Raw genomic sequence first — 14,088 nt, 5'->3', positions numbered from 1 at the left:
ATCCCTCTTGGGGATAAACTGCTTAGAAAAAAATAAGACTGCATCCAATAGGATGCAGTCTTTTTATTTTATATCTTGCTTCGTTTCTATAATAGATTTAGAGATTGATGGAAAATAGTGAAGCATATTGAAGTAAAGCGCCCGTTTGTTGAAGATCGTTATTGTACTAAAGCACCCGTTCGTATTATAAGGTCAACCAGAGAAATCTGGTTGACTATTTTTTATTCAATTTATAGATTGATAGTAGCCGGGGTAGAACGGAAGCACCCGTGGGACTTGAACCCGACAACTAAACTGTTCGCCCTCTACTTGTTAACACATGATTAGGCTGGTTGGGACATTACGATCTCGTATAACAAGCGAAGATATGAATAACAAGCTAGATAGAGGTTACCGGTCAATCCACTACCTAAGGAGGAGATAATTTATGAATCCAGTTGTTGGCCTGGATATCGCAAAAGGTGAAAGTCAGGTTCAAATGTTCTTGGATAAAAAAATGCCCTATAAAAACAGTGTGAAAGTTGATCATACAGTGGAGGGATTAGAAGAGTTACACTCTTATTTACTAGATTTAGAGCGTCAAACAGGTATGAAACCACCTATTGTTTTAGAAGCGACAGGTCACTATCATGCCCCAGTAGTACAGTTTTTAGAGGCAAGAGAGTACATTGTCATAATCGTAAATCCTCTAATATCTTATCGAGCAAAAAGCTCTAATTTACGAAAGACTAAAACAGATGCAATTGATGCCTATCACTTAGGTGAATTGTATTACAAAGAGGATTTAGAGCCTCAGAAAAAGCGTGGTATTCAGCTTTTAAACCTTCGGCATCTGACAAGGCAACACGAAAATATGACGGGAATTATGGTTCAAACAAAGCTACAATTTCAAGCTGTATTAGATCAAGTTTTCCCTGAGTATAAAGGAGTTTTTGGTGATTTGTACGCCGAGATTTCTTTAATGACTTTACAGTCCTACCCTACATCTGAATCAGCACTAGACGCAGGTGTAGAAGAGATTGCACAATTTATTGATAAGCATTGTAAAGCACTTTCATTTAATTGGGCGCATGAAAGAGCTGAGGTATTAATCGCAGCTGCAGAACGCAACCCATTTCAGACAACGCTTTATCAAAGCCTTCTCGTTAGTCTGAATATGTATATTGATTTACTTCAAGCGTACCGCCAACAACTTTCTACGTTAGAGCGTGAGATTGATCAATTGGCGGCACAACTCGAAGAATATGAATTAATCCAGTCACTTCCAGGTGTTGGTGAAAAAATCGCTGCCACGATACTTTCAGAAATTGGAGAAATTGACCGGTTTAATCATCCCAAAAAGTTAGTAGCTTTTGCGGGACTAGATCCCAGTGTATTTGAATCCGGACGCTTTAAAGGCACGAACAATCACATTACCAAACGAGGCTCAGCTAGACTTCGGCATATGCTTTATACAGCAGTTCGCTGTTCGATTCGAGATAGCCGTAAAAAGAAAACAACCGAAGAAACTATTGCACGAAACAAACGATTACGAGCCTTCTACGATTTAAAACGTGAGGAAGGTAAGCCGTATAAAGTAGCCATTATAGCTTGTGCTAATAAGCTTTTACACTGGATTTATGCGATTTTAAAAACGAAAACGCCGTTCCAAGAAACCATCTAGTAGCAGCATTTTCATATAGAACAAAAACCTTCCACATTGAATGAGGAGGGTTATTTGTGTTGCGCATTTTTAGTATAACATGAAGTGTTTTTTGATTAAAAATGTTTTTCTTGACTTTCTATTAGCTGGTTTAATTAAAGTACATTTATTCACAAACTATTTAAGGCATATGTTAATTAGTTTTCTAATCATAAAACTCCATATGCAGTTTTTCCTCTTTATAATAGTCTAGTCTATCTTGTAAAGTCCCTGAATGAAATTCAAACTTATGACCATCTGGGTCTATAAAATTGATAGACTTTTTATCTCTTTCATCTCTTGGTCGCCCAGAAAGAATTTTTACATTTAAACTCACTAATTTCTGATACATCTTATCGATTTCTGTTTCGTCTATTGAAAAAGCTATATGTGTGTATGATTGGCTAATTTCATTACGAGGTATATCTTTTTCTTCATTAAGAGCAAGCCATATACCATTTAAATCAAGATAAGCAGTGCTTCTTCCTTTAACTAATAACTTCGCATCAAAAACATTTTGATAAAATTGTATCGAATCATTTAAATTAGAAACTGAAAATAACAAATGATTAAGCCCTTTAATTACCACAAAATCCCCCATAAATAATCCTGTATTATTCACATATTACCATAAAACCCAAGCTCTTATTACACTAAACTGTTTCGTTAGCTTAAGTACATTGTTTCACAAACTCACATCAAGATTAACATAAACCCCATTTTTAATTTAGAAGTGTTATTCAATTAAATGGCCCTATTGCTGAAAAAGGCACAATTCATCTTCAAGAATTGCGCCCGATTATGGAACAAGTACCCAGATTGTAATATGGACGTACCTACAATAGATAATTGCTATCTATATATAAGGGTGAAAACTTTTCTGTTCTGGGTTCACAAATAATTGTAATTAATCCAATTATATAAAACATCTTTTCTTCGTGGTTTTTGAGAAGTTGTGCTATATTCTAAGTGTCAGGAGTGAGTTGATGAAAAAGTTTTTAACAATTACCGCAATAATTCTTGTTTTACTCGGAGCAGCTGGCTATGCTGTGTGGCATTTGGGGACAAATATCGCTTCCGAAAAAATAATAGAAAAAGTGGAATCTACTTTAAATGATGAAAATCTAGAAGAAGTAAAATCCTATATCGAGAACGATTCGAAGGTTCAAGAAATTGTAAGCGAGGCAGCATCTACAAATCCAGATACTCTTCCCTTCCAAACTAAGGAAGAAGCGACACGTGTGTTAATAAAAAAAGTGGGCGTTAATCGTTTACTTGATATTCAGGAACAAGCGCAAAACGGCTCAATTAGTAAGGATGAAGTATTATCCGAAATTGAAGGTAAACTGTCTGAAAATGAAATTTCTGCTTTAAAATATGTTTTATATAAGGAATTGAATAAATAAAACTAGCCATTTAAAAGTTTAAATTAAAAAAGCAGAGAGGCTTAGATTCACATAAGGATTTTCAACACAACTATTTTTTATTTACTAACACTAACTCCAAACACTCGACAGCCTCCCAATGTGTCGAGTGTATGTGGCAACACATTGGTGCTGGTGGGTTTAAATATAAAGGCTCGATTCCCATTTAGTGGAATCGAGCCCTTTTTTTCTTAACATTCTTCTACTGTTGCTTATTAAACTAGAGCGCCCGAATGTTTAATACCCTAGCTAGCCAAACAAGAATAGAAACTTGAAGATGACGATACACAGTCGTCACCTTCGCCAATTGGTGAACATTTCCTATCCAACGGACATCATGTTCTGAACGAGGCACAATGAAAAACTGTAGGCTATCATCTACACATAGTGATTAAATTGTGACTAAATCATATAATTCGTGCCTCATACTCAAATGGTTCTTCACTTGAGAAAACTTCATGGAAAAACCCCAAATACGGGATATCATCTTCAAGGCATTTTATGCAATATGCCAACCTCTCATCGCACTTCGTCTCTTCACCGTTGTTCCGCATTACCTCGAATGCATCTACAATATTTTCTATGAGGGTTATTTGGATGAATAAAGACAATTTATCCAACATCGAATCTTCGATTTTTGTCTCGGATGTGTATCCCTCGAGTACTGTTCTGAAATAATCATCCATAAATTTTTTTCGTTTACCGGCGTCTTGCTCAAATTGTATCCAACCCATTCCGAGTGTCCAGAGATTTGCCAAGTCATACATATACCAACAGAAACATGAATTATCGAAATCAAATATAGTGATTTGTCCGGTATCAAAGTTAATCATATAATTACCATCAGTATAATCAAAATGTACCATCCCGAAAGACTCAGTGTTCTTGTCCAATCGTTCTAAAGTTTTAAGGAGCTCTACCATCTTCTCCTTAAGCAGAGATAAGGAGTCGGGTATCAGTTTATCGATATAATCGGCATTGAATTTATCAAAAAAACTATACCGACGATGGATAGGAGCATAGCCTTTCGACAATTGGTGCAGCTTACCCAGAACTTTACCGCAGTTATAATAGTATTCCGTAATAGGAACTCCTTCGCGATATTGATAATGATTTTCCACCAGCCTTTTTCCCCTAGCCTTTTCGAACAGGCAGACAAAAAAGGTGTGATTATTATGAGTGATCTCTTCCATTAGATTTCCCTTCCGGGAGCTGATCACATTCGAAACATTACCACCATGCTCGAATAAATATTGGATATATTCAACTTCGCCTAACAGATCCTCTCGACTCCTGTCATTTAAATAGGCGATTCTGAGTATTTTTGCACTAGCGCCCTCTTTCTCACAGTTATAAACAACATTCCGCCCTCCGGCATGAGCATTAATTAGACTTGTTTCATAGCCTTCCAACTCATACAACTCTGATACTAGTGGACTTAAATAAGCTTCGTATATTTCAGCAACTTCATTATGTGTCATAAATCTTCTCCCTTAGCTACTATAGTAGTTATAACCTCTGTTAGTAATGATTTGAATGATCTGCAATCTTCGTGCATAAGAATTAACTTCTGATTACACAATTTTATAAGATGGTTAAAAGTAATCTATAAATTCCAACATACCCCTTTATTCAATTGAAATAATTGTTCGATAAATAATTGCTTATTGTACAATCTGTACTTTACTTTAAGTACATTTCTCGACAATCCCTCTTAACATTAACATAAATACCCATTTTTCACAAAATGTGTTGTTTAACGATCTGGCCCTTTAATGAAACCGAGCGCTGATCCTTGTAATCGCGCCCTTTTGTGGAATATCGTTTATCAACTAAAGCCCCTGTAGTTAAAATATAGGAACGATTAAAAAATGCAGATATACAAAAGGACGCCTTATTACTAAAGAAAGGCGCAATATTCTGGAATTATTCAGGCCGTTGAAAAGAGTTCATACTTATTGAACATTAGACATCCGTTGAAGAACAAATAAAAGTTGGCGAACACTAATACGTTAAATCACCAGAAGCCCCCATCTGAATGGATAATTTGTCCCGTAATCCATTCAGATTCTTCACTTGCTAAAAAGACGATTAACTTTGCAGCATCTCTAGGTTCACCGATTCGACCCATTGGGAATTTCGGTAATAAGGATTCCTTCAACTCACTGTTCATCCATCCACTGTCAGTTGGTCCAGGATCTACGGCATTAACCGTGATTTTAAGTGGTGCTAATTCAAGAGCGACTGATTTAGTAAAAGTAGAAACAGCACCTTTTGTTGCAACATAAGCCAAATTGCCAGGCTCAGGTGATTTGTCTTGACCTGACACCATGTTAATAATTCGACCACCATGTTTTCCTTCAATTTGACGAGCAAACTCAACAGTTAAAAGACACGTTCCTCTAATATTAACGCCATAATGAGAATCGAGGATATTTGCATTTATAGAACGAAAATCTACGTCAACGGAATATGTTGCATTATTTACAAGAATTGATGGAGAGCCTAGTCTCTCATTAACTTCCTCAAGCAGTTTCCTCGGTGCGTCTGGTTGCGAAAGATCCAATTCCATTGATTCGCATCGTACTCCAAAGCTGCGGATCTCCTCCATAAGATGTTGCGACCAAACGGAATCATCATCAATAAAATATTTCATCTGACGATCATAATTTGACCAATGAGTGAAAAAAATGTCTGCGCCTTCTCTGGCTAATTCTCGACATATTGCAGTACCTATGCCCATTACTCGACTTGCGCCAGTAACAATCGCTATCTTATTCATTAATCGTTTCATATAAGCATCTCCTCACGGACACGCTAAACATAGTGCTATTGGAGATGTATGCTCACCAAACAAAAAAACGAATACCTAAAATAGGTATTCGCTCGGTGTGTTTATAGCACATGAACCCAGCGATCCTATAATGGTTTAAATAAAAATGAAAAATTGACCCTTCAATAAAAAGGGAATCAACAAATCCATTCAATTACTTAGCTATTAAAGGATATCTCCCATTAAGATCCATGCTCCTTCCGTACATCTCCACTCTTATATGGTATCGCAATTACCAATTCTAGTAAATTGTTCAAAAAGAACTATCTTGTAAATAACTTCCCGTTTGCTCTATAAGCCTTCCTCCATTAAATGGCCCGATTGTGAAAGATCATTATTAAAGTAAAGCAAGGTAATTTATTTAATATTATCTTACCAGTGTACTTGAAGCTTATTACCATTTGGGTCGTAAAAGTGGAAAAAGGCATGACCATTATCTTCTTTTATATCCTCGACCTTAACTTGATTATCAATTAAGTGTTGATGAAATTTAGATAATTCTGGACTTGTAAAGCCAATACTAAATTCTTGTTCATTATCAATTGTAAAATGTGCAAATGTGTCATCTTTGGTATGAACTAAGATAAGTAAGAAGGGTCCTTCATTTACTTTTATAATCGCAAGTTCCTCAGTAATGTTTAATAACTGGAGCCCTAATACATCTCTATACCATTGTGCAGACAGTTCTAAATCTTTTACAGGAATTCTAATTAATGTACTTGTTCAATAAATGATTTACTCATAGCCTTCTCTCCTTTATTTAATCTGGTATATCAAATAGTTCCCTTTCTATATAGCTCTTTCCTTCTGATTATTGAATTAAAATGCCACTTTGGTTTAAGTACATTTCTTCACAAACTTCTATAAGTTATTCAACAATATGGTCCTTTCCATGAAGAAAGACGCTTTCCTTATTACGGAAAAGCGCCCGATTGCGGTATAAATATTATATTTTTGCTAGAATAGAGCTAACAAAATCAGTGTTTCTTTTGGATATTTGTGTTTTATAGGTCAAGCCGTGATAGCTTACATTTCTTTCTGAGAGATCCTATTCTACAATGTCTTCTGTTATTTTCCCATCTAGATTTCTAATTTCGCATGCACCGAATTTTCCTGAATGATGCCTGTTTCTACAAAACCAAATGAAGCGTATAATTCTTTAGCTATGACATTACTTTTATGATAAAAGAGGTCTACATATTGTGCTTCCCCATTTGGCATAGTTTCAATATCCGCCAACATTTTTTCAAAGGCAAGCTTGCCATATCCTTTTCCCTGATAACTCTTATCAATCATAAAATGCCAAATGAAATAGGTCTTCTTCCCGTAATAAACTTCATTTTGAAATGATTCATGATCCGTCGTATCATAAATATACATCAAAAATCCAACCATAGTGCCATCATCATAAATGGCTAGTGGAGTCGCTGGTATCCCGTCTGCGTTCAATATATGAGCATCTGCAAAGCTTCTGAGGTTAGTAGTTTCTATTAAGTCTTCCTGGTTTTCTTCAACCTCAAGTGCTATTACTTCCTCTATGTTATCCCCGTCTATTTTTCGTAATTCAATCATCTTTTTATTTCCTCTCCTAAGACAAGCTACTTCCACACCTAGTCTAAAACATTATAACTATAATTTCCACAATTATCAAAACGAGGCATATAAATATTCACCCATGTTAACTCTTTTTCCCCTGTGATTTCTAACCCTTGTTCCGCAAAATGGCTCTTTAATGAAAACAAACGCTGATCCTTGTTACAGAATCGCGCCCGATTGCTGAAGATCGTTATTGAACTAAAGCTCTCCTTTAGCTTAATAAGGAGATTATTCAAGATCCTCCAAAATCAACTTTTTAGCAGTCTCATTCCATCCATTTAGATTTGTTTCGTTGTATAAACATACGGTAATCTCACGTTTATAATTTTCATCGTTTATATGCGTATGGTCCGCATCGTTTTTAAAGTTTTTTAAAAGACCTCCTAAAGAGTCCAACAATTCTTTTGCTTCATCAATTGTTAGGAATAAGGAGATATTATTTAACGATTTTTCATTATCTTCATCGAATAAACGCATTCTATCCCTCCGTTGTAGTTAGGCAACTAAAGCCCCCGTTCGTAAAACAGTACTTATTTAATAATACAAATAAATTTAATATCAATTTCATCATATTCTCTTTAGTACTTAAGATACTTAAATATAAATATGATACAAGTGGTGTTTACCGATCTGGGAGAATGATTTTTGATAAAGCGGTTAATTTCCTTGTGATTAGAGTAGAGTCTACTAAATTACCTTGTTAGAATCAAAAAGCTGTATCAAAAGAATTGACACACATAAATATATAATATAACATACACCTATGATTACTATGCATAGAAATAGTATGTATTGGAGGGAGACTGTTATGAAGATTAGTAAGGAGTTGCTAAAAGGTAGTACCACTACTCTTATTTTAAGCCTACTTAATTCAAAACCAATGTATGGCTATGAAATTATTAAAGAGTTGGAAATGAAGTCTAAGGGAATTTTTAGTCTTAAAGAAGGAACGATTTATCCCATCCTGCACACCCTTGAAGATAAAGGACTGATTATTTCTTATTGGGAAGAAGGCCACGGGAAGAGAAAGAGAAAATATTATAATATCAACGATAAAGGTAAGGAATTTATAAAGGAAAAAAAAGAAGAATGGTCAATCTTTAAGACTGCAGTGGACGAAGTGTTGAAAGGAGAGAAAATCGTATGGGATTAGAAAACGATTTTGAAGTATATATTAAAGAATTGTGTAAACAAATAAGAAATAAAGATGTACACGCTAGTATAAAACTTGAAATAAGTGATCATCTTCAGACACTTAAAGAGGAAGCCTTGCTTGCTGGACTCTCAAAAGAAGAGGCAATCGATCAAGCATTGGCTCGTATGGGAGATGTAAAGTTGCTTGGAAAGCAGCTTAACGAGACACATAAAGCCCCAATGGATATCAAAACCATACTTCCAGTAATGATAGTTTCACTGTTTGGATTACTAGTAATGTATTATTTACAATTTCATTCTACTTTTACAGAGATTCAGGATATGAAAGTATTTAATAAAAGTCTTATCTTTTACTTGTTAGGAATTCTGCTGATGCTAAGCTTGTCTACGTTTGATTATAGAAAGTTATTAAAGTTCTCCAAACACCTATATGCGGGAACGGTCCTAATTCTATTAATAACTGTTCTTTTTGGTATTAGAGTAGATGGTGTTCCTTTTTTAATCTTAGGTTTTGCTAATATTAATTTTACCGAGATTACTCCTTTTCTCCTGGTTATGTCCTTTGCTGGAATCTTTCATTCTTGGAATTGGAATGATTCTCGAAAATCTTGGCTTGGAGTAGGTATTCTGGCATTCCCTATCTTATTGTTATTAACAACAAGTGCCATAGCAACTTCTATCATTTGTATTATTGGCTGCACAGCCATTATGTTTGGTTCTAGAGCCAGTCTTAAACAAGCAATAACATTCGCAGCAGCTGCCTCTATATGGCCAATCTTCAACCTGTTGGTTCTATCTCAAAATTATACATCGATCGATACCAAGGATATTAAAAAATTAGGCGCAGCTGATTTTATTGGAAATAGTCTTAATCTAACCCCAAATTTAATTTCTGAAGTACATACAGATTTCATATTCACGTACATCATCTATTCATTTGGCTGGTTAGCCGCGATTATTGCTTTCGTATTGGTTGTGTTTTTTATTTGGAGAATATTGAGTGCTGCGAAAAGCGTTAATTTCATTTATGGTAAAATGCTGGTTATAGGGTTGGCAGTAACCTTTGCAAGCCAATTTATACTAAGCATCCTGACAAACCTGGGCTTATCACCTTTACCTGGTGTAGCCATGCCATTCATGAGCTTTGGAGGCTCACATATATTGTTGGAGATGATTGCATTAGGTCTGATTTTAAGCATATTCAGAAGACGAAAAGCAGCTGATATACTCTGGTTGGACGTAAAAAATAATACCTAAACTATTATAGTGATATTCCCTTAATTCCCCTCTTCGTAATCATATAAAAGGGGAATTATTTTTTTCATTTTAGGATACGTAAATTAGTTTAAGTGTAAGAACTTCAAAATATCAAAAAATAACAGATGACTATGCCATTCATTGTTGACTCAGTATAAGTCTACTATGCATTAAAGAATGACAACTTTTTTATTACACATTCCTGCTTCGTTAGCTTAAGTGCATTGTTTCACAAACTCACATCAAGATTAACATAAAATCCTATTTTTAATTTAGAAGTGTTATTCAATTAAATGGCCCGATTGTTGAACAAAGCTAAATACGATTATTAAACTAAACAGCCTACGTTAGCTTAATAAGAAAAAAGAGCAGCATATGTAGCTCTTTTTTCTTCAAGTAAATCACCTGGTAGTTCAAAAGACGATTGATTACTAAAGAATATTTAATGATTCAGCCCTTCAATTATTTCAAAAATCCTCGAATATATATTTTTTATGTTTTCATCAGTTTTTTCATCATTATATAAACCAAACCCCCAACTACTCATACTATCATCTACTGGTGATATAACAATGCCAACAGCATAGCTACTACCGGGTCTCCAATTCCAATCATTGCCGTATTCCATATTTTCCACAGTAAAAGGAATAAAACTTTCAGTACCCATAAAGAAAAGTGGAATGGATGAATTTAAGTAAATATTAGCATATTTACTTTCAGCAGCTTCAAAAAGATTATCTTCTGAAATAAAGACAGCATCATAAAACTTCAGATTTTCATTTGTCATTTCATCAAATAGAACTTTTGTAAATTTTACTTGTTCCTCATTAACTTCTGGAGATTCTCCAATAACTGCTATGCTTAAAGGATTTCCCTTGTACAACTCGAATTTAGGGTTTGGTGTGCAAGCTGATAGAGCAAATAATAATAAAATTAACAATGTAAGTTTTAAGTACTTTTTTCCCCTTATTCTTTTCATACGGATCTCCCCTCTCCAATTACATTTTAACATAATATTCCATTGTACATTTTTTATAGAATCCTTCTTCACAATATTAGAGTTTAATAATTATCCAACAAAAAAAATCTCACCTCTAAAAATATATAGTGGTGAGACCATTTTTAATCAAACTTTATTAAAATTTTCAATATATATAAATAATCAAACATTTTAATAAAGTTACATCTAAACCCCAAAATAAAAAGCACCGCTATAAGCGATACTTAATCTCTCTTCATTATCCAACCATAAAATTTCCAAAAGTAAAATAAAGCATAAATATTACAAACAGAAAATTTATGCTTTACGTCACATTGATATGCCCGCATTTGTTTGAGGAGAGGATAAAAAAATCAATAAATATCAAAAAGCATAAGCTTTTTACGCCTACTCTTTATCGAAAAATTAAAATTAAGACATCGTTATTCTTTTACACGCTATTTTTGCTGCTGGAATTCCAACACCAGCTTCAAGTGCTGCATCTACTGAGTCTCCCCAAGAACCACTGCTAGTCTTTATTTCCTTCACTGCTGTAAAAACTCCCTTTGCGACAATTTCAACGCAATCATAATAGTCTGGATTAGGATTACTTTCAAGATACTGTGCAGCTAATTCGTCTGCTTTCTTTTGTATTGAAAGTCGACCTGGTTCAGCCAAAGAGCTAAAAACACTCTCAGCTTGCCCACCAAAATGTACTATTGCGTCGTTAATGTCTCGACCAGTACGATGTATATCTCCCATTTCAGATGACATATTTTGTCCTCCCAATCATTGAAATTTGAACATGTTTTTAAGTTCACAAATATTTTCTCCAACTGAGATTAATCTTATCCGTCAACAACTGTCCTAAATAATCTATATTAAAGCATACACATCCAAAGCAAATAGTGCCTGTACCATCATACCGCCCATCAATTTCGTTCAGTTTATTCTGCACCCTCATCTTCCTTGAATTTCTACACGTTATCAGGAAATACTGTCACAATCACACCATCCACATTATTACCCGATACCTCATAGCGAAGATTGGCTGGCACATTAATAGTGATATTTTCAGTAACAGGATAATAAAAGACCTCATATTTTTGACCATTTACAGTAGCAGAAATATATTTTTGTTCTTTTAGATACACTAAATACTCCTCTAAAACAAAATTCTTTTCTTTCATAATCGCACTATGCGGTAAACCGACATAACGGATATGCCATGGTTCATTCATAATTCCCGTTATGTTCGTTTTATCCGCTGGATAACGTAGAGTAAATCCGTATTGCCAAGCGTTCTCTGCAATCCACTTTCCCTCAGGTGCTACTTCCATCATCCCTTGGGTACTTCCCACATCAAGTGATAAACCTAAATTGTGTTCGCTGTAACCTGCTGGCAAGGCACGATTGGGACCCATTTCTTGATAAAGTTTAGTTTGCTCGTCTAATGTTCGAAAACCACTTGTAATTAAAAAACTAGAAACTCCATCTTTTTCTGCATCAAGAACCATATCAGAAAATTTACTTTCTATATCTTCTGATAAATATGTCACGCCATTATACAATCCGTATCCTTTTATCAATCCTTGGCGAGCATCTATTAAATTGATGATATCTGATTTTATACCTTCATCGTGAACTGGATGATTACTGTTGACCAAAAGTAAATTTCCTTGATAAATTTGTTCTACTGGAATTTCTACTTTTTTTATATTTCCAGAAGACAACTGACCATCCACTATTCCATTCTCATCTATTACAACTTTTTCACCTTGAAAGAACGGTACTATCTTTAAGGCTGTTACACCCAAACATATTGCAAAAATTAATAAAAAGACCCACTTTTTCATTCTTAACTTCTCCCTTATTCTTCTTTATATATAAGATTAAAAAGAGCCCCCATTCTCTAATAGGGGCCCACTAAATTAAATTCTCCCACACATATTGGAGGAATTTTACTTTTTCAAGATACTCATTGATATTTTCACTCACTGCTCACAAGTGCTTCTCATAATATTCTTCTAATGTTAACCCTTTATTGTATAACTCAGTGGCTAAATTTACACCAACATAACGAATATGCCATGGTTCATATTGGTAACCGGTAATATTTTCTTTATCCTTTGGAAAGCGAATTATATATCCATATTTATGGGCGTTCTCTTCAAGCCACGCTGCCTCTACTGTATTCGCGAAACAGTCATCTACTGCACAAGAACCATCGGATCCACTAACGTCAATTGCTAATCCTGATTGATGTTCGCTTGTTCCAGGAACAGCACTATATGTTTTTGCTTTTTCGATTCCATCTCTTTCAACATAATTATTAAATAGGACTGTTTGAGTTTGAGCAGAACGATAGGCTGAAACACCTGCTAGATGAATATTTTGCTCCTTCGCCGCATGGAACATTTTTTCGAGGTACTTCGCTGCTTCTTCTCTCATCATTCTTTTTTCTATTTTTTCATTAAATAAAAACGGAACATTTGGATAAACGAGATCTTTCGGTTCATAGCCTTCCGGAAAAGCATATTGTTTGTTGACAAGAACGGTAATACTTTCAGGATCATCGACAGTGAGTACTCCCTCTTGTATTTGTTGTTTGTTTTGTTCATTTCCGAAACAGCCAGAAACAATTAATATCATCATGAGTAATGCAATTGTGAATATTTTTTTTATCATTCTTATATAACTCCTCGTATATTAGTAGTAAGATTTCTTTCCCATAGAAATTTCCTGTTGATCCGGACAACTGGGGTACCTGTTGGATTTCCTATAGGAGATAGTTGCCTTTTGACTCCCTCACTTTTTTTATGTTGTCCTGGTTTACACGAGGTACCAAAAGGAAACTTACATTTTAACTATTCAAAAAAGTATAGCTAACAGGTGCTTGCATACCTGCTTATTTTTGTTATCAAATTTTAATTTTTTCGTATCTTTCTTTCATCAAGATAATACTAATTATAATGAAAAGTTATTAATAAAAACTTAGGGGATTTCTTAAGATTTAATGAAGTTAGGGAGATAATTTATAACAAGGTTAATGAGAAGGATGACTTGATTTTTGATAGAAATTTTCTCGACAGCAGAAGGGAATTTACCAAACATTATTTCCTAATAACATGGAAATAATGCACGAAAATAAAAACATATACAA

The 14,088-nt window shown here is 34.6% G+C and carries 13 protein-coding genes and 1 pseudogene; 4 read left to right on the top strand and 10 right to left on the bottom strand.

Features of this window, described 5'->3' with window-relative positions; all coding sequences use genetic code 11:
* Window positions 1-427 precede the first annotated feature (427 nt).
* A complete protein-coding gene (locus tag AAFN87_RS15165; RefSeq protein ID WP_347791908.1) occupies window positions 428-1,663 on the top strand; it encodes an IS110 family RNA-guided transposase in 1,236 nt (411 codons plus the stop codon).
* Between the two features lie 184 nt (window positions 1,664-1,847).
* Here AAFN87_RS15165 and fosM read toward each other — a convergent pair whose 3' ends face one another.
* Entirely contained in the window at window positions 1,848-2,282 is a 435-nt protein-coding gene (fosM, locus tag AAFN87_RS15160; RefSeq protein ID WP_481886487.1) for a FosM family fosfomycin resistance protein, read from the bottom strand.
* Between the two features lie 385 nt (window positions 2,283-2,667).
* Here fosM and AAFN87_RS15155 point away from each other — a divergent pair, with 385 nt between their 5' ends.
* Window positions 2,668-3,087, top strand: a complete 420-nt coding sequence (locus AAFN87_RS15155; protein ID WP_347791906.1) for a hypothetical protein — start codon at window positions 2,668-2,670, stop codon at window positions 3,085-3,087.
* Between the two features lie 425 nt (window positions 3,088-3,512).
* Here the strand turns inward: AAFN87_RS15155 and AAFN87_RS15150 are convergent, their stop codons facing one another.
* The 5 genes and pseudogenes from AAFN87_RS15150 to AAFN87_RS15130 form a co-directional block, all read right to left on the bottom strand.
* Window positions 3,513-4,586, bottom strand: coding sequence for a phosphotransferase enzyme family protein (locus AAFN87_RS15150; protein WP_347791905.1), 1,074 nt, complete (start codon window positions 4,584-4,586; stop codon window positions 3,513-3,515).
* A 536-nt stretch (window positions 4,587-5,122) separates the two neighbouring features.
* Window positions 5,123-5,899, bottom strand: coding sequence for an SDR family oxidoreductase (locus AAFN87_RS15145; RefSeq protein WP_347791904.1), 777 nt, complete (start codon window positions 5,897-5,899; stop codon window positions 5,123-5,125).
* A gap of 411 nt (window positions 5,900-6,310) precedes the next feature.
* Window positions 6,311-6,681: pseudogene (locus AAFN87_RS15140) on the bottom strand (VOC family protein).
* 337 nt (window positions 6,682-7,018) lie between these two features.
* Window positions 7,019-7,510, bottom strand: a complete 492-nt coding sequence (locus AAFN87_RS15135) for a GNAT family N-acetyltransferase (RefSeq protein ID WP_347791903.1) — start codon at window positions 7,508-7,510, stop codon at window positions 7,019-7,021.
* Window positions 7,511-7,762: 252 nt separating this feature from the next.
* The gene (locus AAFN87_RS15130) at window positions 7,763-8,011 is read right to left on the bottom strand and encodes a hypothetical protein (protein WP_347791902.1); all 249 of its coding nucleotides are present in this window, start codon (window positions 8,009-8,011) and stop codon (window positions 7,763-7,765) included.
* 331 nt (window positions 8,012-8,342) lie between these two features.
* Between AAFN87_RS15130 and AAFN87_RS15125 the strand changes: the two genes are divergently transcribed.
* Complete coding sequence (locus tag AAFN87_RS15125) at window positions 8,343-8,687, top strand: PadR family transcriptional regulator (RefSeq protein ID WP_347791901.1); 345 nt, start codon at window positions 8,343-8,345, stop codon at window positions 8,685-8,687.
* Entirely contained in the window at window positions 8,678-9,946 is a 1,269-nt protein-coding gene (locus tag AAFN87_RS15120; protein ID WP_347791900.1) for an FtsW/RodA/SpoVE family cell cycle protein, read from the top strand. Before AAFN87_RS15125 ends, AAFN87_RS15120 begins: the two co-directional genes overlap by 10 nt.
* A 442-nt stretch (window positions 9,947-10,388) precedes the next feature.
* Here the strand turns inward: AAFN87_RS15120 and AAFN87_RS15115 are convergent, their stop codons facing one another.
* The 4 genes from AAFN87_RS15115 to AAFN87_RS15100 all read right to left on the bottom strand — a co-directional run bounded on the left by AAFN87_RS15115 (window position 10,389) and on the right by AAFN87_RS15100 (window position 13,613).
* Window positions 10,389-10,925: a hypothetical protein gene (locus AAFN87_RS15115; RefSeq protein ID WP_347791899.1), complete on the bottom strand. Its 537-nt coding sequence runs from the start codon at window positions 10,923-10,925 to the stop codon at window positions 10,389-10,391.
* A 432-nt stretch (window positions 10,926-11,357) separates the two neighbouring features.
* On the bottom strand, window positions 11,358-11,699 hold the full coding sequence (locus AAFN87_RS15110; protein ID WP_347791898.1) for a hypothetical protein: 342 nt from the start codon (window positions 11,697-11,699) through the stop codon (window positions 11,358-11,360).
* Window positions 11,700-11,902: 203 nt separating this feature from the next.
* The gene (locus tag AAFN87_RS15105) at window positions 11,903-12,781 is read right to left on the bottom strand and encodes a M15 family metallopeptidase (RefSeq protein WP_347791897.1); all 879 of its coding nucleotides are present in this window, start codon (window positions 12,779-12,781) and stop codon (window positions 11,903-11,905) included.
* Between the two features lie 145 nt (window positions 12,782-12,926).
* A complete protein-coding gene (locus tag AAFN87_RS15100; RefSeq protein WP_347791896.1) occupies window positions 12,927-13,613 on the bottom strand; it encodes a M15 family metallopeptidase in 687 nt (228 codons plus the stop codon).
* Between the last annotated feature and the right edge of the window lie 475 nt (window positions 13,614-14,088).

Source organism: Solibacillus sp. CAU 1738 (genome assembly GCF_039888725.1).
Taxonomy (GTDB): domain Bacteria; phylum Bacillota; class Bacilli; order Bacillales_A; family Planococcaceae; genus Metasolibacillus.
This window is presented reverse-complemented; position numbering and strand designations above follow the sequence as displayed.

What these genes read in the sequence shown, in the direction of transcription:
- AAFN87_RS15165 (WP_347791908.1), top strand. Translation starts at nt 428, where the DNA reads ATGAATCCAGTTGTTGGCCTGGATATCGCAAAAGGTGAAAGTCAGGTT.
- fosM (WP_481886487.1), bottom strand. Translation starts at nt 2,282, where the DNA reads ATGGGGGATTTTGTGGTAATTAAAGGGCTTAATCATTTGTTATTTTCA.
- AAFN87_RS15155 (WP_347791906.1), top strand. Translation starts at nt 2,668, where the DNA reads ATGAAAAAGTTTTTAACAATTACCGCAATAATTCTTGTTTTACTCGGA.
- AAFN87_RS15150 (WP_347791905.1), bottom strand. Translation starts at nt 4,586, where the DNA reads ATGACACATAATGAAGTTGCTGAAATATACGAAGCTTATTTAAGTCCA.
- AAFN87_RS15145 (WP_347791904.1), bottom strand. Translation starts at nt 5,899, where the DNA reads ATGAAACGATTAATGAATAAGATAGCGATTGTTACTGGCGCAAGTCGA.
- AAFN87_RS15135 (WP_347791903.1), bottom strand. Translation starts at nt 7,510, where the DNA reads ATGATTGAATTACGAAAAATAGACGGGGATAACATAGAGGAAGTAATA.
- AAFN87_RS15130 (WP_347791902.1), bottom strand. Translation starts at nt 8,011, where the DNA reads ATGCGTTTATTCGATGAAGATAATGAAAAATCGTTAAATAATATCTCC.
- AAFN87_RS15125 (WP_347791901.1), top strand. Translation starts at nt 8,343, where the DNA reads ATGAAGATTAGTAAGGAGTTGCTAAAAGGTAGTACCACTACTCTTATT.
- AAFN87_RS15120 (WP_347791900.1), top strand. Translation starts at nt 8,678, where the DNA reads ATGGGATTAGAAAACGATTTTGAAGTATATATTAAAGAATTGTGTAAA.
- AAFN87_RS15115 (WP_347791899.1), bottom strand. Translation starts at nt 10,925, where the DNA reads ATGAAAAGAATAAGGGGAAAAAAGTACTTAAAACTTACATTGTTAATT.
- AAFN87_RS15110 (WP_347791898.1), bottom strand. Translation starts at nt 11,699, where the DNA reads ATGTCATCTGAAATGGGAGATATACATCGTACTGGTCGAGACATTAAC.
- AAFN87_RS15105 (WP_347791897.1), bottom strand. Translation starts at nt 12,781, where the DNA reads ATGAAAAAGTGGGTCTTTTTATTAATTTTTGCAATATGTTTGGGTGTA.
- AAFN87_RS15100 (WP_347791896.1), bottom strand. Translation starts at nt 13,613, where the DNA reads ATGATAAAAAAAATATTCACAATTGCATTACTCATGATGATATTAATT.